The 20,784-nt window shown below is 41.5% G+C and carries 20 protein-coding genes and 2 pseudogenes; 7 read left to right on the top strand and 15 right to left on the bottom strand.

Annotation, left to right across the window (positions count from 1 at the left end; all coding sequences use genetic code 11):
* Positions 1 to 19: 19 nt before the first annotated feature.
* The 3 genes from IQ246_RS05970 to IQ246_RS05960 all read right to left on the bottom strand — a co-directional run bounded on the left by IQ246_RS05970 (position 20) and on the right by IQ246_RS05960 (position 2,117).
* Positions 20 to 547, bottom strand: coding sequence for a hypothetical protein (locus IQ246_RS05970; protein ID WP_194001037.1), 528 nt, complete (start codon positions 545 to 547; stop codon positions 20 to 22).
* A 309-nt stretch (positions 548 to 856) separates the two neighbouring features.
* On the bottom strand, positions 857 to 1,633 hold the full coding sequence (locus tag IQ246_RS05965; RefSeq protein WP_194001035.1) for a trans-aconitate 2-methyltransferase: 777 nt from the start codon (positions 1,631 to 1,633) through the stop codon (positions 857 to 859).
* A gap of 61 nt (positions 1,634 to 1,694) precedes the next feature.
* On the bottom strand, positions 1,695 to 2,117 hold the full coding sequence (locus IQ246_RS05960; RefSeq protein ID WP_194001032.1) for a hypothetical protein: 423 nt from the start codon (positions 2,115 to 2,117) through the stop codon (positions 1,695 to 1,697).
* Positions 2,118 to 2,168: 51 nt separating this feature from the next.
* On the opposite strand from IQ246_RS05960, the pseudogene IQ246_RS05955 reads away from it, so the two are divergent.
* The 3 genes and pseudogenes from IQ246_RS05955 to IQ246_RS05945 form a co-directional block, all read left to right on the top strand.
* Positions 2,169 to 2,360 (top strand): annotated as a pseudogene (locus tag IQ246_RS05955) (LysR family transcriptional regulator); the annotation flags it as partial.
* Between the two features lie 179 nt (positions 2,361 to 2,539).
* On the top strand, positions 2,540 to 3,760 hold the full coding sequence (locus IQ246_RS05950; RefSeq protein WP_194001030.1) for an ISL3 family transposase: 1,221 nt from the start codon (positions 2,540 to 2,542) through the stop codon (positions 3,758 to 3,760).
* 17 nt (positions 3,761 to 3,777) lie between these two features.
* Positions 3,778 to 4,500 (top strand): annotated as a pseudogene (locus tag IQ246_RS05945) (LysR family substrate-binding domain-containing protein); the annotation flags it as partial.
* Between the two features lie 93 nt (positions 4,501 to 4,593).
* On the opposite strand, the gene IQ246_RS05940 reads toward IQ246_RS05945, so the two are convergent.
* The 8 genes from IQ246_RS05940 to IQ246_RS05905 all read right to left on the bottom strand — a co-directional run bounded on the left by IQ246_RS05940 (position 4,594) and on the right by IQ246_RS05905 (position 13,599).
* Positions 4,594 to 5,343, bottom strand: coding sequence for a HEPN domain-containing protein (locus tag IQ246_RS05940; RefSeq protein WP_194001028.1), 750 nt, complete (start codon positions 5,341 to 5,343; stop codon positions 4,594 to 4,596).
* Entirely contained in the window at positions 5,327 to 6,388 is a 1,062-nt protein-coding gene (locus tag IQ246_RS05935) for a ParA family protein (protein WP_194001025.1), read from the bottom strand. The genes IQ246_RS05940 and IQ246_RS05935 overlap by 17 nt, the downstream gene beginning before the upstream one ends.
* 175 nt (positions 6,389 to 6,563) lie before the next feature.
* Positions 6,564 to 7,703, bottom strand: coding sequence for a restriction endonuclease, SacI family (locus IQ246_RS05930; RefSeq protein WP_194001023.1), 1,140 nt, complete (start codon positions 7,701 to 7,703; stop codon positions 6,564 to 6,566).
* Positions 7,673 to 8,566, bottom strand: a complete 894-nt coding sequence (locus IQ246_RS05925; protein ID WP_194001021.1) for a DNA adenine methylase — start codon at positions 8,564 to 8,566, stop codon at positions 7,673 to 7,675. Before IQ246_RS05925 ends, IQ246_RS05930 begins: the two co-directional genes overlap by 31 nt.
* A gap of 68 nt (positions 8,567 to 8,634) precedes the next feature.
* Complete coding sequence (locus IQ246_RS05920; protein ID WP_194001019.1) at positions 8,635 to 9,267, bottom strand: Uma2 family endonuclease; 633 nt, start codon at positions 9,265 to 9,267, stop codon at positions 8,635 to 8,637.
* 291 nt (positions 9,268 to 9,558) lie between these two features.
* A complete protein-coding gene (locus tag IQ246_RS05915; RefSeq protein ID WP_194001055.1) occupies positions 9,559 to 11,367 on the bottom strand; it encodes an ABC transporter ATP-binding protein in 1,809 nt (602 codons plus the stop codon).
* A 429-nt stretch (positions 11,368 to 11,796) separates the two neighbouring features.
* Positions 11,797 to 12,927 carry an aldo/keto reductase gene (locus IQ246_RS05910; protein WP_194001017.1) on the bottom strand — a complete coding sequence of 377 codons (1,131 nt, stop codon included), beginning with the start codon at positions 12,925 to 12,927 and terminating at the stop codon, positions 11,797 to 11,799.
* 174 nt (positions 12,928 to 13,101) lie between these two features.
* Positions 13,102 to 13,599 carry a bifunctional nuclease family protein gene (locus IQ246_RS05905; RefSeq protein WP_194001015.1) on the bottom strand — a complete coding sequence of 166 codons (498 nt, stop codon included), beginning with the start codon at positions 13,597 to 13,599 and terminating at the stop codon, positions 13,102 to 13,104.
* Between the two features lie 340 nt (positions 13,600 to 13,939).
* Here IQ246_RS05905 and IQ246_RS05900 point away from each other — a divergent pair, with 340 nt between their 5' ends.
* A complete protein-coding gene (locus IQ246_RS05900; protein ID WP_194001013.1) occupies positions 13,940 to 14,620 on the top strand; it encodes a riboflavin synthase in 681 nt (226 codons plus the stop codon).
* A gap of 71 nt (positions 14,621 to 14,691) precedes the next feature.
* Here IQ246_RS05900 and IQ246_RS05895 read toward each other — a convergent pair whose 3' ends face one another.
* Positions 14,692 to 16,314, bottom strand: a complete 1,623-nt coding sequence (locus tag IQ246_RS05895) for a M23 family metallopeptidase (protein ID WP_194001011.1) — start codon at positions 16,312 to 16,314, stop codon at positions 14,692 to 14,694.
* Positions 16,315 to 16,404: 90 nt separating this feature from the next.
* Positions 16,405 to 17,217, bottom strand: coding sequence for a biotin--[acetyl-CoA-carboxylase] ligase (locus tag IQ246_RS05890; protein ID WP_194001009.1), 813 nt, complete (start codon positions 17,215 to 17,217; stop codon positions 16,405 to 16,407).
* A 77-nt stretch (positions 17,218 to 17,294) separates the two neighbouring features.
* Between IQ246_RS05890 and pgeF the strand changes: the two genes are divergently transcribed.
* Positions 17,295 to 18,080, top strand: coding sequence for a peptidoglycan editing factor PgeF (gene pgeF / locus IQ246_RS05885; protein ID WP_194001007.1), 786 nt, complete (start codon positions 17,295 to 17,297; stop codon positions 18,078 to 18,080).
* A gap of 8 nt (positions 18,081 to 18,088) precedes the next feature.
* Here the strand turns inward: pgeF and IQ246_RS05880 are convergent, their stop codons facing one another.
* Complete coding sequence (locus tag IQ246_RS05880; protein ID WP_244141937.1) at positions 18,089 to 18,565, bottom strand: retroviral-like aspartic protease family protein; 477 nt, start codon at positions 18,563 to 18,565, stop codon at positions 18,089 to 18,091.
* A gap of 289 nt (positions 18,566 to 18,854) precedes the next feature.
* On the opposite strand from IQ246_RS05880, the gene IQ246_RS05875 reads away from it, so the two are divergent.
* Positions 18,855 to 19,421: a Uma2 family endonuclease gene (locus IQ246_RS05875; RefSeq protein WP_194001005.1), complete on the top strand. Its 567-nt coding sequence runs from the start codon at positions 18,855 to 18,857 to the stop codon at positions 19,419 to 19,421.
* Position 19,422: 1 nt separating this feature from the next.
* Here the strand turns inward: IQ246_RS05875 and csaB are convergent, their stop codons facing one another.
* Entirely contained in the window at positions 19,423 to 20,475 is a 1,053-nt protein-coding gene (csaB, locus tag IQ246_RS05870) for a polysaccharide pyruvyl transferase CsaB (RefSeq protein ID WP_194001003.1), read from the bottom strand.
* Positions 20,476 to 20,487: 12 nt separating this feature from the next.
* Here csaB and IQ246_RS05865 point away from each other — a divergent pair, with 12 nt between their 5' ends.
* On the top strand, positions 20,488 to 20,742 hold the full coding sequence (locus tag IQ246_RS05865) for a hypothetical protein (RefSeq protein WP_194001001.1): 255 nt from the start codon (positions 20,488 to 20,490) through the stop codon (positions 20,740 to 20,742).
* Positions 20,743 to 20,784 lie beyond the last annotated feature (42 nt).

The following is a 20,784-nucleotide window of genomic DNA, read 5'->3' as shown; positions in this document are numbered from 1 at the left end:
ATGTGTATAAGAGAAAGCCTTATAAAGAACGTAGTAACCCTAATTTGTTCTGAGCATTCATCTGGATATTGCACAAAGCTGGACTTGTATTAAAGTTACAGGTGTAGGTTGCTAACAGTTCTTGCTGATAATTGAAAACCCGAACGTTATAACCATCCTTGCGAGCAACGCCACCCAAACGATTCACGAAGTCGTAGCGCTCCAGGTAGTCTAGTAAGCTCCAAATTTGCTGATTCACTATCAGGTCTGCTCTAGCAGGTTCTTTTCCTAAAGCTGGATATGCAATCCAGTTATCCAAAAGCTTGTTTTCAGAGTTCTCTTTTGCCCACCATAAACTAGGAGTGGTTAATCTTTCTAGGTTAATGGTGCTAGCTGTAATCACATAGTCTTTGGGCTTAGCTAATAAATCTAGTTGCAAGGGAGCGCTAGAAGGCGTTGGTACTGGCGTAGTTTGCGCTAGTGAGGGTGAAACTAGCAAGGTTGTGAGGCTAATAGTTAGTAGTAGTGGAAGCGATGTCTGGCGACCAAGAAATTTATGTTTAAGCATAAGCTAATACCATTTTTGGTGGTAGATTAATCTCCAATTACCTCGTGGGTAATGGGTGATAGATTTAACCCATTACTAACAGGACTTACGCAAGTGTCATATTTTTAACGCCAGAGGTTGTCCAGAGTCAAAGGTCAAAAGTCCAAAAAACCTTGATTCTTGACCCTTAACCCTTGACCCTTGACCCTTGACCCTTGACCCTTGACCCTTGACCCTTGACCCTTGACCCTTGACCCTTGACCCTTGACTCTTGACTCTTATACCAGAAGCCTTGTGTACCAGTTGCGTAAGTCCTAACTAATAATTTATCTAAACTTTGATGGCAATGATGCGAATTCGTTGATAATCTGCTGTCCAAGTATCCTTTTGATACATTGTGGGCTTGAGATACTCTTCAACGGCGTGAATTACTTGCATTTGTTGTTGAGCAGACAGTCCTGCTAAAAAAGCGCTAGCAAACATCTGAATCCAGTTCGCCATACCTACTTCTCCTCCTGCTAGGAGAGTTGGACGAGGAAATAAGGTGGTATAGATGACATCAAAGCCTTGCTGTTCCAACTGTGTAGCATATTCGCCAATACTGGGGAAATACCAAGGATTCACTACTTGTGTGGGAATACCGATCGCCTGCAAAGCACTATGTAAAGCTTTGGCGATCGCCTGTACATTCCCCTTACCACCAAACTCGGCGACAAAACGCCCACCTGGTTTTAGGGCTTGATGTATGGAGGCGATCGCGCTATCTGCTTCTTTGACCCAATGCAGTACAGCGTTAGAAAATACAGCATCCAATGGCTGGTCTACTTGAAATTTTCTAGCGTCAGCAACATCAAAGCGCAGATGAGGATAGTTTTGTCTTGCTGTCTCAATCATCGTGGGTGCGTAGTCGATTCCTCTAACCTCAGCCCCAGCGATCGCAATTTTTTCTGTGAGTTGTCCAGTACCACAGCCGAGATCCAAAATGTATTCTCCTGGCTTGGGGTTGAGCAATTTCAGCAAGTCCTCCCCATACTGCCACACGAAGGCGTGTTTCTCTTCATAAAGTGCAGTGTCCCAATAATTATTGGGTATCGAAAGATTATTCATAAGTGATCAAATTACAGTGTGTTAGTTCGCCAATGCTCAATGATGCGCCTTAGATTGATGACTAAAGAAAGCAGAGGGATAGAGGAGCAGAAAAAATATATTTTGGATTTGCAACAATGAGTGTTTGAACTGGATGAATCCACCTCTGAACTGGGTTAACGAGTGTTTGAACTGGATGAATCCACCTCTGAACTGGGTTAACGAGTGTTTGAACTGGATGAATCCACCTCTGAACTGGGTTAATGAGTGTTTGAGGTGGATGAATCCACACCTGAACTGGATTAACGAGTGTTTGAGGTGGATGAATCCACCTCTGAACTGGATTAACGAGTGTTTGAGGTGGATGAATCCACCTCTGAACTCGGTTAATGAGTGTTTGAAACTCGTGAACAAGCATAAGAACTTTACACTTTTGCTTCTGCTGCTCCTCTGCCTCTTGATGACTGCTATCATCACAGTAAAAAAGATTTTTAATTATGTCCAATATATATTTTTAGCTTAACTAATATGTTAAAAATATAAATCCAGGTAACAGATGGAACTAAGACACCTGCGCTACTTTGTCACTTTGGCAGAGGAACTACACTTTGGCAGAGCAGCAGAACGATTGCATATTGCCCAACCTCCTTTAAGTCAACAAATCCAGCAGCTAGAAAGGGAATTGGGCTTTGAACTGTTTCACCGCACAAAACGAAATGTGCAGTTAACAGAAGCAGGGAAAGTATTTTGGCTCTTGCGCTACTTTTATGGTGAAAATTAAAATAATTTAAATTTCATGCCTATACTTTTTACGATATTGAAGTCTAAAACTTTTACCAAGCATAGGCTTACAAACTTTTAAACATTATTAAGTAATGATTATATTATAATAATATATATTGCATACAAAAGTTTTGGGCGATCGCTATGAAATTTCCTGTAGATCAAATTCTGAATCTTCCAGAGATGAAAGTGTTAGACTGTCAGGAAATTGAAGGCATGGGAATAGTCATAACAATAGAGAAATCTGTGAATTATTCTACTTGCCCCTCATGTGAACAAATTACTCACAGTATACATCAAAATCATTGGCGGATGATTCATGATTTATCTTGGAGTGAGAGAACAGTTCTATTAAAAATAAATCGTCGTCAATTCAAATGTCCTAAGTGTAAAAAAGTCTTGAGTGAAAAGCTAAACTTTGTAGAGCCAAGCAAAGGATATACTAAAAGATTAGCGGCTCAGATAATTCAACAAGTATTAAATAGCAATATTCATAGTGTCGCCGAAAGAAATGACTTAAGCGATGAAGAAGTAGAATCAATGTTAAAAGGACAAGCTTCCCTGATATTAAACATAAATTTAAGTCAATTAAAAAGGTTAGGCATAGATGAAATTGCCTTGGTTAAAGGCCAAGGTAATTATTTAGCAGTGTTAGTAGATTTGGATACTCATAAACCCATTGAAATAGTGAAGTCCAGAAGAATGGAAGAAATCCGGGAAGTCCTTGTGAGTTGGGATATTCAGGTGCTAGAACAAATCCAAGAAGTGAGTATTGATCTCTGGTCGCCTTATAAAAGCTTAGTAGAAGAATTAATGCCTAACGCCAACGTAACTGCTGATAGATTTCATGTAATGAAACAAGTAAATGATGAGTTAGATGCTATGCGTAAAGCTGAAAAGAAGGCAGCAATGTCACTAGAAAATAAATCAGAAAAATCCCGAAGATTAGAGGGATTAAGTAAAAGCAAATATAGCTTCATCAAAAATGAAGATTCTTTGAACGAAAAGCAAAAAAAAAAGTTAAAGTCTGCTCAAGAAGTTTCACCAATTTTGGCTAAAATGCATCAACTCAAAGAAGATTTTCGGGATATATTTGAATTCACTAAATATTGGGGAGATAGTGTAATTAAATTATTAGATTGGATGCATGAAGCACTTTCATATTTTCCGAAAAGCATAGGTACAATGGTTAGATGGTTTGGAGAAATAGTAGGTTATTTTGATGAAAAAACTACGAGTGGTACTGTAGAAGGAATTAATAATAAGCTGAAGTTGATTAAAAGACTTAGATATGGCTTTCGTAACTTTAGCAATTTTAGACTCCGCAGTTTATTAAACTGGCACTTTAGTATTAATTCTCCATAAAAGTAACGCAAGAACCAGTATTTTTAAATGAAGTACAGCAAATTCTCAGGGAGTTGCAGCAAGCGATCAGACTTGGAAAACAAACTAGTCGGGGCTAAATTGGACAGTTGGTGGTTGGCTTTGTTAGTTCAGCGGCATATAATATTTTGCCAACTATTCTACGAACATTTCGTAATTGCATCCCTGGTGTGAGCCTAGAGTTACATGAACTCACTACAGATCAACAGTTAGAGTGGTTGCGAGAAGGTCGAATAGATGTAGGATTTCTACGATCACCTGTTGAAGAAAAGACATTTAGCTGGGAGATAATTTTTCAAGAGCGGCTGATGGTAGCACTACCTGAAACGCATTTACTAACAAATCAATTAGATGTTTGTTTGACATCGCTTGCTAATGAATCATTCATTTTATTTCCTAGAATATTAGCGCCCGGACTCTACGATTTAATCATCAGTCTTTGTCAGCAAGCAGGTTTTAGCCCCAGTGTTGCCCAAGAAGCTATCCAAATGCAAACAATTGTTAGTTTAGTTGCAGCCCAAATAGGTATTGCGATCGTGCCAGCATCTTTGCAAAACCTGCAACGGACTGGAGTAGTTTATAAAAATATCCAACAAACCACTGCAAAAGTTGAAATACTCAAAGACATTGGCGTAGCGATCGCGATGATTTGGCGACGAAACGAAACATCCCCAACTGTTCATGGTTTTCTAGAAATAGTCAGACAAATTACCCCGCAGTGATTCAGATTTCTTTGCTAAACTCTGAATCATCAAGAGCAAGCCTATCTCACTCAATTAGTTAGTTTACAATATCTACTATTAATCTACCCAAAGCTACAAAATTTGATGAATACTCTCTACAACCTGCTCAATAAAATCAACTGTATCACCAACCATTGATTCGTCGATATACCAGCGATTACCTATGTTGAGGGTAGGATCTATATCTGCTTCATGAGCAATTTTATTTCTGCGATCCACAATTAAGGTAAGTTGTTGCTTAATATCTTTAGGAGGTTTACTCATTTTAATAGCAACCTCATCCCACAATTTTTTATCCGAAATTTGCCTAATTGCTTCAGCTATTTTGTCAGGTTGCTGAAAGCTTTGATAACTTAGACGTTCTCGAATCTCGTCTTCTAACCATGAAGTATTATTTAATCTGTTCAAAATACTATTTGATATAGCTGGAATTAAACCAGAAATATTATGAGACTGCTGTAAAAAGCTAGCTCCATAAACCTGCTGTATATCACTCTCTATCCAAGAGGCAATATCTATGGCTATTCTTCTATCCTCACGAGCGCTTCCCAAGGAAACTTGAAAACGGGAAAAGGCTGATTGAATTGTATTAGCTGAAGATACTGGTTCAGCACGTTGTCCTCGATGAATTTCCAGCATACCCAAGGTGACAACCTCATGGATATAATAATCCAAGGCACTAACAGTTAGAACTAGAGCAGCTCGTAAAATGTCTGAAAGATCCAGAGCAGCAGTAGCTTGAGCCTTAACGGAAGTATGAAGAGCAATCAGATCCCGAACACGCTGGATACTAATGCGAAATTGGTCAAGCGCTGACTGCATAACTGGATGATAGTGCAATAATTTTATCTGCTAAATCAGAAAAAGTTGTTTTAAATTCCTTTTGCTTTTTTTGATTAGCTTTTAATACTACGCCTGTCTGTCCTAATTGTTCTGTTGTAAGTGCATAAACTGGTGTACTATGTTGTTGTGATAGAGCAATTAAGCTGTTAAAATTAGAAATTTTTGTCAGAGTACAACTACCATTCATACTCTGCTCGGTATAGACTTGCTTTGGTAATAACAGATTATTTTGCTCTAAAACTGGTACTAGTTTATGAGTAACTGTATCCTCAATTTTCTCTATCCATGTTTGAAATGCTGCTGTTTCTTTACCCCTAATAATTCTATAGTTTTGAACTATGGTTCCTAAAAATTTCAAGGTAAATTCTGGAAATGGATAAGCAGCTTCCTTTAATATAGGGTTTGCGCTTGCCATTCTTGCCCAAGCACACCACTTTGATAAAATTCTAGACAGAGAATCAATTGCCATTACGGAGAAAAAATCAGCTGTTGTAGGCACTAAGAAAAAGTCACTTGTCATTAGTAAATTCTGATTGATTGCTCCTAAACTTGGACTCATATCAATCAGAATATAGTCAGCATTAAATTGATTAGCAGTTTTTTCTAAAAGATCAGAAATAGCACCTGGCAAGTTTTTGAGTGTCTGAATTGATCCACTGAGTTCCTGCGCGATACCTAATGTTACTTCGTATTCAGCAAAGCCAACATGACCAGGTAATAAAAATAAACCTTCTTGTCCTTCTATCGGAACACAATCTACAGCTTCAATAGCCCGTGGCTGTGACTCAAAAGCAGGAGCCAAGCCAGTTTTGATATTTGAATGTGTGTTGTAGATGTTTTCTATCCTTGCTTCGTCATCTTCAGTTTCTTCTTTTAAAGCTATTCCTGTTAGATTACATTGAGGATCAGTATCTACAAGGATAACTCTCTTACCCTTTGAAGCAAGCATCCAACCTAAGTTAAAAGTCGTTGTGGTCTTACTGACACCACCCTTGTGATTGAACAAGGCAATTTTGTGAACCATCTTATTTTGCTTTTGATACTTCTGAAATCTTTTGAATATAGGTATAATTTTAGAATCTGTATGACTTAAATATAGCTTCTAAAAAGCTTACAGAACAGCAAGTTATTTAACGTCTGCTTACCCCAATCCCTCAACATCAGCACTTTCCCCTTCCGACTCAACAGGCTCAAACTTTTCATTCTTCTAACTCCTCTTTGCTACTTTCAGCGGCTTGGCGTAGTGCGAGGAATGCCTCTTTTAAAGGTTGGCTGACAGCACTGTCAGATTCATCGAGTACTAATTGTTGATAGGTCTCCAAAAAAACCATTCGTAATCGATGGAAAAGATGTAGAAAATGACGGATAAAACTGATACAATCCAGAACTACAATTTCAATTCCACCTGTTTGTTCATAAATGCCTGAAGCATATTCTTGAACAGATTGATCAATCAAATCTGTAGTTATAAAGATGTAGTTGTCAAGATTTTGACGAGAATTTCTAATTTTCTGAATGGCACGGTTAATATCATCCACCGTAACCTTTTTCATCTTCATTTCATAGCTAGTGATTACATTCTCTTCGTTGAGAAGTATAATTTCTACATCTCCAAGTGCCCCTGTTTGCTCATCAGCAGCATTATGGCTTGCAAGAGCTAGATGGCTTTGTCCCAAATAAGCTGAAGCCGCTTGGTAAGCAGCAGCTACAATTAGGACAGGCAAGCGACTAGAATTACGACAGTTCAAATGCTGCTCAATCAACTTGACAATTGCTTCAGTAGAGAGCGGAATCCCACCTTCAACTGTTCTCAAATCTGCCAGCAGACTAGCAATACGTTGACGCTTTTCGTTTTTAACGATTAAAAGATATCTGATAGTTTCGGCAAGCATATCTTCAACTAAGACTCGACCTGAATAAACATCATCAAGCAGGGAAAGTACAGTTTTGTAAAGAATTGGAGGTTTGCCGACTAAATTAACTTGTGGTGTAAGAAAAATATTTCTATTACGAAGTGCTGGAGTGAGGAAAGCCGTTGTTGGGTTACATGGTAATTCGTGTTTATTAATAAAGCTCGTGATATATGCTTCATCGTATGTCCGGCCTGAATAACAGTCTAAACCACCAATTTCGGTATAAGGTTTGCGAATATCTAGATTTGGTTTATGAGATTTTGCCAAACAACAGGCTAACAGCAATCGAACACCCGCTCGATTTTGAGGGTTACGACACACAAATTCCACACTACTAGAGATAGCAATATCATCTATAACTGGTTGTGTCAAATCGGAAACAACCCTTTCAAAAGCTAAATCAAGGATAGCTGCTGGGGTTGACATTGAGATTCTGCCTGTTGTGTCTGAGTGTTATGAACAGTATTTTTTGTAATATCATCTAGCGCATAATTTACCCACAGGATTTCTGTTCGCAATCCTTTTGTAGAATGGCAAGTTTTAGTGGGTGCTTCGATGTATTTCCAATCACTGTAAAGTTCTTCCATGAGAGAGCATTGATAACCTGAGATAGCAACTTTGCCTTTGATATTATGAACAACATCACTCAGTTCCCGATGTTGTTCATCTGTCATCTCGTAAGCGTAAGCTTGACGATCGCCTCTTGAAGCATGTGGATACGGAGGATCGCAGTAAAACAACGTCTCTTCAGAATCGTAGCGTTGAATCACTTTAATTGCTGAGTCATGCTCCATCTGAACTCGTAAAAGTCTTTGAACAATCCCAGGTAAATCTTCTACACTTCCTAACCATCTGGAAACTGCACCAGCCATCCCCGCACGACTTGTTAGTTTACAGTGTGCCCACCTACCAGAACTTGCCTTTTGTGCTAACCCAGTTCTAACCTGTCTAGCCCTGATGAAGAATCGTCTAGCTCTTTCAATATCAGATAAATCTTGGGTAGGCTCAGAGATTGCTATCTCGAATTCTTCGCGAGAAAAGGGAGTCAGACCAATAGCTTCAATTAAACTTTCCTTTTGCTCCCTTAGTACACGAAAAAAGTTTACTAATTCACCATCCAAATCATTGTACGTTTCTACTGGTGAAGGATGTCGATTGAGCAAAACTGCCGCCGAACCTCCAAATGGTTCACAGTAATGCTGGGCATCTGGTAATAAAGGTAAAAGCCAATCAAGATGGCTGAATTTGCCACCATACCAGCCAAAAGCTATCAGCTTGTTTTTGCCCATTTTTTTATTCTTGTAGGCTTCTAATCTTTGAAAAAAGGTCTAAAATACTATGGCACAAAAGAATGAAATCAGCGATCGCTACCCGAACCCAATTCTTCAGAATCAACCCTTCCCTCTTCCGACTCAACAAACTCAAAGTTTACTTTGTTATATAAATCTTGTAGAGAAATCTCAAATGGTACAGTTACAAGTGCGATCGCTTCATCTTCTTCATCATATTCACGAAGCGTCCATTGCTTTTTCCCAGTTTTGGAAAATTGCTCTACATGAATCCGAGTTTGGTCAATTAATAGATATTCTTGAAACGTCGAAATAGTTCGGTAATCCTGAAATTTATCTTCGCGGTCATACCCTTTGGTAGATTTTGATAAAACCTCAACAATAATCTGTGGATTAAGAATTATATCCTTTCGGTTGTTAAAAAACTCTGGTTCACCCGCCAGAATCATCACATCTGGATAAGTATAGGTACGCTTTTGGGTTATCCACAGACGAACATCACCCATGAAAACTTCGTAATCTTGCTGTCGAAACGCAAAATTTAAGGCAGCACTTAGATTCAATGAGATTCGATTGTGATTTACTGTTCCACCCGCCATAGGAATTATTTGCCCGTCAATGTATTCGCTTTTATACTCAGCAGCTTCTTCTAGCTCTAAATATTCCTCTGGGGTATAGTATCGCTGTTGTGTTATTTGCATAGTTTCATCGAGTAACTAATGTTTAACGATACGGAGCGTCTGGGCACTAAAGAGATTTCACTCATGTTTACCGAATAGTTTAACGTGGTTAGATAGAGTTATAGCAGTCGCCAAAGCCGTTAAGACAGTTGGCAGTAAACGCGCCTTCAACAGCATACTTTGTGATTTTATTACTGTCCTAAGCTCCCTGTCCGTTGCTATACTATCTATGTGCTTTCTACAAAGTGAGCGTAGGCGCAGCCCAAGCTAGGTATCGCTATCTCAATTCACAAAGTCTGTTAGCCTCTTTTCCTATTGATAACCAGCTGCTTGCAACATAAACAACTTGGCATAATGTCCTTTTAGCTGTAACAACTCTTCGTGAGTTCCCTGTTCTATGACTTCCCCGTTTTCTATAACTACGATTTTGTCAGCCATTCGTACTGTCGAGAAGCGATGAGAAATCAAAAGTACCATCTGATTTTGAGTCACAGCACGAAAATGATTGAAAATCTCAAACTCAGCTTGGGCATCGATTGCTGATGTTGGTTCATCTAACACCAAGATATCTGCTTGCGATCGCATAAACGCACGAGACAGAGCAATTTTCTGCCACTGTCCCCCCGAAAGTTCCTGTCCTCCCTTAAACCAACGACCAAGCTGAGTCTGGAAGCTTTGGGGTAATTGGTCAATAAATGATTGGGCCATGCCTTTTTGGGCAGCAGTTTGCCAATGGGTTTTGTTATCGAGATGTTCTACATCACCCACGCCAATATTCTCACCTACACTGAACTGGTAGCGGACAAAGTTCTGAAAAATCACACCAATGCGACGCCGCAACACATCTACATCCCATTCTTGCAAGTCCAAGCCATCTAAGAAAATCAGCCCAGAGTCCGGAGTATAGAGTCGGGTAAGTAGTTTGATTAAAGTCGTCTTTCCAGAACCGTTTTCACCGACAATTGCTAGTTTCTCTCTGGGTTTCAAGTGTAGCGAAATGTTTCTCAATGCTGGCTTAGAACTTCCTGGATAAGTAAATGATACGTTCTCAAAACGGATACCATCTTGAGGATTTAAACCAATGATTGCCTTACCCCAAGACTTTGGTACTTCTTCTTCCAAGAAATCGTAGAGATTGGATAGATATAGGTTGTCCTCATACATTCCTCCAATGGAGGTGAGGGCATTGGAAAAAGTAGACTGTCCTTGGCGAAACACAGTGAGATACATTGTCATATCTCCCAAGGAAATCTTACCTCGCACTGTTTCCAAAACAATCCAAGCGTAAGCTAGGTAAAAAGCACCAGTACTGACTAAACCCAGGAGATAGCCCCACAGCCCTCGCCGCAGAGTCAAATCACGGTCTTCGCCATAGAGTTGCTCAAACAGGCTGCGGTAACGCCCTAGCAGCATCTTTCCCAGTTGGTAGAGTTTGACTTCTGTGACAAAATCTTCTCTTGCTAGCAGATTTTCTAAGTAATGCTGTTGACGTGTTTCTGGCGCACGCCAACTAAACAAGCGAAAGCCTTCTCCAGCAAACTTTGTCTCTGCAATAAATACAGGCATAGCTGCCAAAATCAGTACCACCACCGCCCAAACCGAGAAATTTACTAGCAAAACACCGTAGGTGACTAGGGAAAGGGCGTTTTGCACCAACCCAAAGGTGCGGCTTACTAAAGAAAGGGGACGAACTGATGCTTCTCGTCGGGCATTGGTTAATTTGTCATAAAATTCTGAGTCTTCAAACTGCCTAAGATTCAGTGTCAGCGCTTTTTCTAAGATGAGTACATTCACTCGCTGACCCATTAGCGCCCGCAATAACGACTGACAAATGATGATTCCTCGCTGACTACCTGCTAGTAAAATTACAGCGATCGCCTCTAATCCTACATAAAATAGGGAAGGATAAATATTGACAAAACCATTATTTTGTGAATTAGCTTGAGATGCAAATACCACTGCATCAACAATTAATTTACTGATATAGGATATCGCCGCCGGTAAAAGACCAGCAACTATTGTTAAACTAGCCAGAAGAATAGTAAGCGATCGGCTAGTAGTCCATACTAAGCTTACAGCCCGTCCACTGTAGCGGAAAACCGTCAGTGATTGGCGCAGGATATTTCTTTTTTTTTAATTTTCATCTTTCTTTGGGCAAGATACCCCAGCTTGGGCGGATCTTTCTAAATCTTTTAATCTTTATAAATTTTACATTTTTATTAGAATGTTGGCTGAAAACCCCGAAGTTGAAACCTAAAAACTAGTTTTGTAGGGTGTGTTATTCCGTAGGCTAACGCACTAGGGTGTTAACTTTGTACCATTTTAGGTGTTCAAAATTCAGTCTCTTTGTTGAGTCCGAGAGGTTGCTTACGGCGGGCGGGTGAACGGGGGCGTTCGGCGGCTGCGCGCGGCTTGGCATTGTCCATCAATAAGCAGCATTACTGTTTTAGTTGCTCCATCAGTGAAGCTGTACCTGAATAAAGGCGTACTTTTGGTTATAATTTCTACACAATACAGGGGAAAGACAACAAGTATTTAGACCGGAGAGTGTCAACCCCACAATCTCCGACCTGCTTTCCCACTCAATTTTTGATGAGTATCTGCTAATAAAGCTGGAATATCTAAATTTTCTGGACATCGTGGCAAACAGTCGCCGCATTCTGTACAGCGATTAGCTTTCATTCCAGCAAACCAGTGTCCAGCATTTTCAAACATTCCATAACGATATTGCCCATAGTCTGTCATATCGTATGCTACTGCGAGATTTCGTAATCGCAATACTTCAGGAATATTGATATTTTCTGGACAGGGTAAACAAGCATAGCATTGACTACATTTATTAATTTCTAAAGTAATTTTTTGGTGATTTTCTAACCGCTTAAAAGCACAAATTTCTGCTGATGTTAGCCCTCCATTACTGTCAGCAAATCGCAAAGGTTCTATTAATTCGTATGGGTTTGCTGGCCCTATACTTAAAGTATTAATACGGCTATCACTAAGTAAAAATCGGTAGTTTAATTCTAAAGGCGAATACGGCTGACATAGATCTTTGAGAATTTGCGATGGCGTGAAGAGGCGTCCTCCTTTATCAGCAGGGGAAATAATGAAAACGCCCATATCCTTCTTTGCTGCTAGCTGAATCGCTGATGCGTGCCGTTGGAAGAAATAGTAATAATGCAGATTGACAAATTCAAAAAAATCTGTGTTAATGGCCGCCAAAATTATCTCTAATGATCCGTGGGTAGAAAAACCAATGTGTCGCACTCGACCATCAGCAACAGCTTCTTGCACGGCTTGCATACAACCACCTTTAGCTTGCACCCACTCCAAATGTTGCCAAGTGTTTAAACCATGAATTCCTAAACAATCTAGATAATCTAGCTGTAATTTTTCCAAGGATTCATCAATACACCGACGCATGGTATCAGCATCATCTGTAGGAGGAATTTTGGTGGTGATATGAAGCCTTGTTCGAGGTACTGACAACCCAGCTTTTAAGACTCCACCAAGATACTCCTCGCTTTTGCCGTAGCCTTTGGCAGTTTCTATATGATTAATTCCTAGCGCTAAAGCCTGTTCGATAGTTTGCTGAGCATTTTCAAAACTAGCTAAGTGGCGCATTGTTCCCAAGGAAAAGACAGAGAGGCGAAGATTTGTTTTCCCAAAGCGTCGGTATTGCATAAATCGAGTCCTGTTAGCGTAGTGGGGCGTAGCCCGTAGTGAGTGCTGAATCCTGAGTAGAAACACGATTAATAGTGTCTGTACAAAAGTGAAAGGTGAAAAAGAAAGAATAAAAACCTTATTTTATTCTCTAAATTCTCTATTCTTTCTCAGCACTCATAACTCAGCACTTTTCTAGCTGTCGCCATCACCAAAACGCTTGATCAAATCTTCAGGACGGAGATTGGAAATAAATTCACGGAAGGCTTGCTGTTCAGCTTCATCAGCATCGCGGTCAACAGGGATAGAAGCATCAGCAATTACTTCTTCCATTACCCAAATGGGCGTATTTGTACGAAGTGCAACGGCGATCGCATCACTAGGACGAGCGTCGATTTCTTTTTTAACATCGCCTTGCTGGACAATTAAAGCTGCATAAAATGTATCCTTTTGTAGGGAATGAATGATAACTTTTTCTAGAGTCATGTTCCATGTCTCTAGCATATTTACAATTAGGTCATGGGTTAAGGGTCTGGGAGGCTTTTGATTCTCCAATGCGCCCATAATTGCCCTAGCCTGTTCCTGACCTATATAAATTGGCAAAGCGCGTCGATCTGAAGCATCTTTCAAAAGTACAATCGGGCTACGGGTTATGGCATCTAATGCTATGCCAGCGACTCTCATTTCAATCATTGGCTAAGCCTCTACAATCCTTTGAGCGATTGGGTGCTATGTAACAAACAATACTCTTTATTAAGTGAACTAGGGACAGGAATAAACATAGGCATTTGTTCTCTATAATTGCTTCTATTAAACTCCGAACTTGTGGTGAACACCAGAGTAAGACAAATTGGTCTAATTAGACAATAACCTTCTTACCCAAGTATGCCTTGTGCAGGATGCTAATGTATTAACAACCTTATAATGAATAAAGTCAGAAATTATACTCTAGATGTTCTGCATTATTGTGAGAATTACCAGTTAATTTCAGACAAAATTAAGCAATAAATAGAGTTAGTTTGGCAAAAAAGCCGTGTTTACAGGATTAATCCAGGCATTAGGAACAATGAAACCCTTAAGGGGCGATTCTTGGCAAATTACTTGTGTAAGTCAGCCATCTGAAGTAATTATGCGGGATTTGGCTTATGGTGACAGTGTTGCAGTAGATGGCGTTTGCTTGACAGTGGAAGAAGTTTTAAAAGACGGGTTTATTGCGACTGCTTCACCGGAAACGCTACGTCGCACAACCCTAGGAGGTGAGCAAACACAACAAAAATATGTCAACTTAGAAGCGTCGCTACGGGTAGGTAGTAAAGTCGGCGGTCATTTTGTTATGGGTCATGTAGACGGCATAGGTCGATTGCTAATAGCAGAACAAACAGCTAGTTCTTGGGAAATGACCTTTAAAGCATCCGAGGCGATCGCACGGTACATTGTCCCTAAAGGTAGTATAGCTGTCAATGGCATCAGCCTCACAGTAGCCGCTTATGAACCAGAACTCTCTCAATTTAAAGTGGCGGTAATTCCCCTCACTTATGCCGAAACAAATCTTCGCTATCTGGTTTCTGACAGTTTGGTGAATCTAGAAGGGGATATTCTCGGCAAATACGTGGAAAAATTCATTTATTATGACAAACCGCACGCTAAAACCCAAGATGACACCAGTTTAGATGACATTACACCTGCATTCTTAGCAGAACACGGGTATTTGTAATGGGGCATGGGGCATGGGGCATGGGGCATTAGTATATTCTTCCCCCACTCCCCTGCTCCCCTGCTCCTCTTTTAGCTACCTGGTTGCTGAGTTATCTGAGCTGTCTGTGAGACTTGTAACAACTGACCAAGAGCAGTTTGTAACTGAATGCCTGGGTCAACAGCAACCCACCCGTTCTGTGTCAGGTGGCGGACTTCAAAGTGTAAATGAGGGCCTGTGGAGTTACCTGTGCTACCAACCCGTCCAATGACAGTTCCGGGTTCCACCCACTGACCGGGTTGAACAAAGATTTCTGACATGTGACCGTAGAGGGTTTGTTGAGCAGATTGGTGGTTCAGAGTCACAGCCAAACCATAACCGCCCATATAGTTCGCAGTTTCCACTTGGCCTTTTGCGGCTGCCAAAACTGGTGTACCCATAGGCGCACCTAAATCTGTACCAGCATGGAAGCGTTGATTACCTGTGATTGGATGAACTCGCCAACCAAATAAAGAAGTAATGGGAGCGGGGATAGATAGTGGGTACATCATTCCCGTACCACCATAGGCAACTGCACCAGTGTAGGGAATTTGTGGTAATACTGATGCTAGCGAAAAGTCATAAGCGACAGTGCTGGGACGAGGTGCAACGTTACCGTCTGCCATTGGTGGAGGCAAAGTACCACCACTCGGTGCAATGGGAGTTGCACTCACTCTCGTTGTGGTGCTGAAATCGCCGGGATTAGGGATAAACCGATTAGGGCGAAATGCACTCTTGGTGGCACCACTAGAAACACTCCGACTAGCGCGCCATCCGGCGTTATTGCTAGTAGTTGCAATTTGCCGACTTGGTGGAACTGCTAACTGTGCGTTTTGACTTCTTCTGAGCCAATTTGGTTTACCGTCAGAACCAGCTACACGCTGATTGCGCGATGGTACTTTGGCGCAAACGCCACCCAATAAACCTTGTCCTGAAGGTAAAATTGCTTGACAACCACTAGAACGTTCTGTGATGATTACGGAATTTGGTGCTTGATAAGTACCCGTGGTACTACTGTCGTAAGTATTGGGGTCAATATAGGCGTTATTATAATCCTTGGTTTTCCCCGCTGTACCGTTGACAGTGCTGTTTGAGTTATTCGATGGCTGGGCAACTTCTGGGAGTTTCTCAGGTAAAGAACGAGGAGGAGCGGTGGGTTGGGCTACCTCTATTTTGGTTTTTTCCTCTCTGGTACTTGCTCTGGGTTGGAGTTCGAGCTTGGGTTTTTCTTGGCTGACCCTTGCAGGTGCAACCCGCGAAGTTTCTACCTGGGGAATAGAGCGTCTCAGACCAGTGGCAGGCGCGGAAGCTTCAATTTTGAGTTGATATTGTCTAACTGGTTCTTTCGATTGAGAAACCTCTTGCTTGCGGAGTCTCTGTCTAAGCAAGGTTCGCCGTTGGGAAAAGTCTGGCTGTGCTTGAGCTGCTTGCGGTGCAACAGTTGCTTTTTTTATGGGATTTGTAACTGCTGCTGGCTGGGAATTTTCAATAGTGGGAACGATATTATCTATTGATGTTTCCGTTTGAGCAAATACGAAACCGCCGCTAAGGAGGCTAACACTGCTAAGCCAACAAAGGCTTTGTGCTGGTAAGGTAGAGGCGAAGCGTTTCGTAGTTTGACCCCGCGGCCATGAGTAGTGCAAACGATTGTGGGCAGAGTGATTGCGCTGCGTCATTTGTTCTCTCAGTTGTGTGTAATTAGCCTAAACAGATGATGTCAGTGGTTTGTCTTGCCCAAAGAGCGAAATTTTAAACAAACCTCAAATTTAAACGGAAGATTTACTGTAACCCAAACTGATTGTACCGGGTTCAACGTAAATTTCTGGTTTTATTAGTTCGTTTGTATCATGTGTTTCTAGATCAACTCGTAAATTCCCCTGAGGAGTTACTCCAACTACAGTGCCTGAAAGATTATTGACGTATACCTTATCACCCATGTTTGTAAGCAAATCTAAATAGCGAGACAAGAGTATGCTTACTCCTTCTTGGCAAAGGCACTCGATACCGGATTCTATTCCCAGCAAAACCGTAGAGGTTAACATTTCCAGACAGAAAAGTGGACTGGAATGTTGCGAGGCTTGCCACGATTTCAGATTGATTCCCGTTTCTGGTACTGGGTTTGCCCAATTGATACCAACACCTATCACTGCTTGCGTGATTTTTCCTTTGTTTACTTTCGTTTCTGTTAGAATTCCACCTAATTTAAGACCATTTAAGACTAGATCATTAGGCCATTTAATTCCAACACTTACACCACACTTTCGTAATTGCCAAGCAACGCCCCAAGCACTAGCCAAAGTTAGCTGGTAGCTATCGGTAGCTTCTATTTTAGGAGCGATCGCAACCGAAAGATATAATCCTCCAGTAGGAGAAACCCATTGGCGTCCCCATTGTCCCCGTCCCGCGGTCTGTTGAGTCGCAATCACTACACACCCAGCTTCAGCTCCTTGAGCAAGCAACTCCCAAAGAATTTGGTTAGTAGAGGAGACGCTTTCAAAAATGTGTAGGGAAAATGGTAAATATTCAGACTTACGCCCTGCCTTTAGGGCTAATTCCAGGTTTTGCCGATCAAATTCCACAGCAGTTAGCCCAAATCGCGTTGTTCAAGTTAGCATTAATTGGCTGATAAGTGATTTCTGTTTAGGTTTGGTTCAAGATGCACACTTGGCATTGGCGCAATTGGAAAGGACTGCCCTATCTGACTTGTAGTCTCTTAGAATTTTGGCATCACGGCTTCTTTACCCAGCAATTTTGGCCGCGTTCGCCACAAAATCTGACAGAAGTACTGCAACCAGAGGCATCAGTCTATCGCTTGAAGCAAGTTCATGGCAATACTGTTCTCACCCCACAAGAAATTAATCAAAAGTTAAGTTCGGGTGAAGATGATTTAGCATCGGCAGATGGTTTAATTAGCGAGCAGCCTCTACAAGCATTATGGGTCGCTAGTGCAGATTGTACACCCGTGCTGATTGGGGATGTGAAAACTGGACAAGTGGCAGCACTACATGCAGGGTGGCGGGGTACTGCCAAGAAGATTGTACCCCTAGCGATCGCTCGATTACAATCCCAAGGCAGCAAACTCGATAATTTACGCATTGCAATGGGCCCCGCGATCGCTGGTGAGGTTTACCAAGTCTCTGTTGAAGTAGCTGCTGAAATTGGGGCTAGTATTATACCACACGAAGACGAAAAAAATATCGTGGCTGCGTTGCATAAGCTATCCAATTCACCCTTGTTAGAAGATCCAAATCCAGGTAAGGTAAGGCTAGATGTACGACGGATAAATGCTTTACAGTTAGAAAATATGGGGATTAGTGCAGAACAGGTTGCGATCGCTCCATACTGTACTTACCAAACTCCAGAGCATTTCTTTTCTTACCGTCGAGAAAAAGAGAAAAAAGTTCAGTGGTCAGGGATTGTTAGCGGCAAAACAAGTCACTAGAATTGCTGCTATATTCTCATCACAGGATAGTTAGGATGCTCAGGATTCGGGATAAGTCGCTGATTTCTACAATCCACTAGCAAATCTAGTGTCTCAAGCACCGTTTGTCCAATCAGGACTATATTACCTGTAACTAATGTTGCTTCAGTAGTTTCCCGTCCTGCCAATTCAATAATTACGGGTTCAGTCACGCCGATTGATTCTTCACTACCATTGGCGTATTGAGCTACCTGCTGTCCTCGAATTCTCAGACCAAGTTGTTGCACAATAGACATGGGTAGTACAGTACGTACTGCCCCAGTATCTACGAGTGCTTCTGTTTCATACACCCGCAACATATTTGGATTGAGCATTCCTCGGCTGACAAGTGCTTCATCAATAGCATTGGTGAGCTTGACTTGGACTCGAACTGCACCCATAGGTTGATTGCTGGCAGGATGGGAACGATTGAGATTTACCATAATCGGTGTATTTTGGAAAATCATTGAATCTATTTCTAGAGTATCCCGCTAGGTATTATCTATAAATTAGTGCTGCATTGCTAACTATGAACTTTTTACAAATGCCGTAGAAAAGATTGGGGATTATTTAAAAAAGCTTTTGTTAAAGGAAGATTAAAGGGGAAAGAATCAATATTTTTATTGACTTTTTTTTAGCGATCGCTCTTAAATGGATCGTTTAATCATACTTACCCATTTACAGCACAACTATATAATTGTGCCGCATCTCAGCTAGGCTTGGTACATTAAAAGATATAATTCCAAGAATCCTTCTATGAACCAGACTTCAACTAATCAAGTACGATGGACAACTGCCGATTTAGAGTTGTTGCCAGACAACGGCAATCGCTATGAAATTGTAGACGGAGAATTATTTGTGACACGCGCACCACACTGGGGTCATCAAAAAATTACTGACAATATTTGCATGGAGTTAAAACTATGGTCACGGCAGACTGGTTTGGGAGAAGCAGTAACGGGTGCTGGGATTATCTTTACCGATGCTGATAACGTCATACCTGATGTAGTTTGGATTAGTAATCAACGATTAGCTTCTGTGCTGGATGATGCTGGCCATTTAACAGCTGCACCAGAGTTAGTAGTTGAGGTACTCTCTCCTGGACAGGAAAACGAACGACGTGACCGACAGGTGAAGCTAAAACTCTGCGCTGCTCAAGGTGTCCGAGAATACTGGATTGTTGATTGGCAGTTACAGCAAATTCAAGTTTATCGACCAGAGCAAGCAACACTGATACTAATAGAAACGTTGTTTAGCAACGATAATCTGAGTTCACCGCTATTACCTGGGTTTACTTGCGATATTGCGCGTTTGTTCAGTTAAGTTAATCTTTAGCCAGTGCTTCATACAATACTTCACTATGCATTAACGCCCGATCTACCAAAGATTGAATTTGCTCAGATGATAACGGCTCACCATTAGCGTAATGCTCCATCCAAGTTAGACTAATCGAATTGGGATCATCTGGCAAATTCGCCAAATCCCACCCAGGTATCGCCAACTCTTCCATCAGACGATTTACCTTGGGGTCGTAACTCAGGGCAAAACAGCGACAACCTTCAGCAGCAGCCATAATCAAGCTGTGTAGCCGCATTCCAATTGCCATTTCAACACCGCGAAATACACCTTTTAAAAGTTGCGGGTCTTCCAAACATAAAATCTGGCTGACATCTTTAAGATGTGGTTGAATAGCTTCGGCAATACTCAAATCTTCACTTTTCTGAAATGGCAGCAATAAAATAAAAGCCTGGGTAGCTTTTTGAAAGTCAACCAAAGCACGAGTTAAATTTGCTAAACGTGTTTCCGTTAGTTGGGGATGCGATCGCAAAGTCACAGCAACTCTAGGGGCAGGTAAATCCCAAAGTCCTGGTACTGGTTTAGACTCCAACGCCCAAACTGGGTCAGGAGCAAGGATACAAGGAATTTGCCAATCAGATAATAAACTAGCACTGGCGCGATCGCGGACACTAACTCTGGTACAATATCCGAAGGAGTATTGTGCCAAAGCGCGAGTTTGTGCGCGTGTTAACGGGCCGATACCCTGCGCCCAAGCAACGGTTTTTAATCCCATTTTTTGAGCCAATGCCATCAGTCCCCCATAATAAAATGGGCTGATGGTACTGGTAACATCCTGAATTAAACTTCCACCACCCCAAATCAAAGCATCGCAAGAGCGTAAAGCTTGCAGCACAGGTAAAGGAGCCATGCGATTGTGGGTTTCTACATTGTAGCGATCGCGGGTTTCCTCTGGATTGCCCGAAAGAACTACAGGCATTACGTGAGATGGTAACATTTGCAGAAGCGTTGCCAACAAAGCTTCGTCACCACCATTGCCTTTGCCGTAATACCCAGATAATAACGCCCGTATCTTTGCCATTTTGGATTTTAGATGATCAACTTTTTTCTCAATAGTTCAGCACTTACGCAAAATATCTCTCAAACTCTTATTTATCCGTGTCGCGCCAGTTGCTACAACGGGGGGAACCCCCGCAACGCACTGGCTTCTCTGTGCCTCTGCGGTAGCCTGCGGCAAGCCGCTTCTCTACGAGACGCTGCGCGAATACGTCTACGTTATTCCTTAAGGCACTTGCCAAGAATAAATCAGCCCAGCCGTCGCTTTCGCCTTGAGGGCGAAAGCGCCTAAATCTCTCGGTTTTGCCAAAAATATTATTGATACGGCTGGGCT

Origin of the sequence: aff. Roholtiella sp. LEGE 12411, assembly GCF_015206995.1 — a bacterium.
In the GTDB taxonomy this organism is placed as follows: Bacteria; Cyanobacteriota; Cyanobacteriia; order Cyanobacteriales; family Nostocaceae; genus Komarekiella.
Note: the sequence above shows the minus strand (reverse complement) of the source record. Positions and strands in the feature narration are given on the sequence as shown.

Coding starts and splice junctions, on each gene's coding strand:
- IQ246_RS05970 (WP_194001037.1), bottom strand. CDS start 547: ATGCTTAAACATAAATTTCTTGGTCGCCAGACATCGCTTCCACTACTA.
- IQ246_RS05895 (WP_194001011.1), bottom strand. CDS start 16,314: ATGACGCAGCGCAATCACTCTGCCCACAATCGTTTGCACTACTCATGG.
- IQ246_RS05865 (WP_194001001.1), top strand. CDS start 20,488: ATGATCAACTTTTTTCTCAATAGTTCAGCACTTACGCAAAATATCTCT.
- IQ246_RS05880 (WP_244141937.1), bottom strand. CDS start 18,565: ATGATTTTCCAAAATACACCGATTATGGTAAATCTCAATCGTTCCCAT.
- IQ246_RS05950 (WP_194001030.1), top strand. CDS start 2,540: ATGAAATTTCCTGTAGATCAAATTCTGAATCTTCCAGAGATGAAAGTG.
- IQ246_RS05910 (WP_194001017.1), bottom strand. CDS start 12,927: ATGCAATACCGACGCTTTGGGAAAACAAATCTTCGCCTCTCTGTCTTT.
- IQ246_RS05875 (WP_194001005.1), top strand. CDS start 18,855: ATGAACCAGACTTCAACTAATCAAGTACGATGGACAACTGCCGATTTA.
- IQ246_RS05940 (WP_194001028.1), bottom strand. CDS start 5,343: ATGCAGTCAGCGCTTGACCAATTTCGCATTAGTATCCAGCGTGTTCGG.
- IQ246_RS05930 (WP_194001023.1), bottom strand. CDS start 7,703: ATGTCAACCCCAGCAGCTATCCTTGATTTAGCTTTTGAAAGGGTTGTT.
- pgeF (WP_194001007.1), top strand. CDS start 17,295: ATGCACACTTGGCATTGGCGCAATTGGAAAGGACTGCCCTATCTGACT.
- IQ246_RS05925 (WP_194001021.1), bottom strand. CDS start 8,566: ATGGGCAAAAACAAGCTGATAGCTTTTGGCTGGTATGGTGGCAAATTC.
- csaB (WP_194001003.1), bottom strand. CDS start 20,475: ATGGCAAAGATACGGGCGTTATTATCTGGGTATTACGGCAAAGGCAAT.
- IQ246_RS05905 (WP_194001015.1), bottom strand. CDS start 13,599: ATGATTGAAATGAGAGTCGCTGGCATAGCATTAGATGCCATAACCCGT.
- IQ246_RS05920 (WP_194001019.1), bottom strand. CDS start 9,267: ATGCAAATAACACAACAGCGATACTATACCCCAGAGGAATATTTAGAG.
- IQ246_RS05965 (WP_194001035.1), bottom strand. CDS start 1,633: ATGAATAATCTTTCGATACCCAATAATTATTGGGACACTGCACTTTAT.
- IQ246_RS05935 (WP_194001025.1), bottom strand. CDS start 6,388: ATGGTTCACAAAATTGCCTTGTTCAATCACAAGGGTGGTGTCAGTAAG.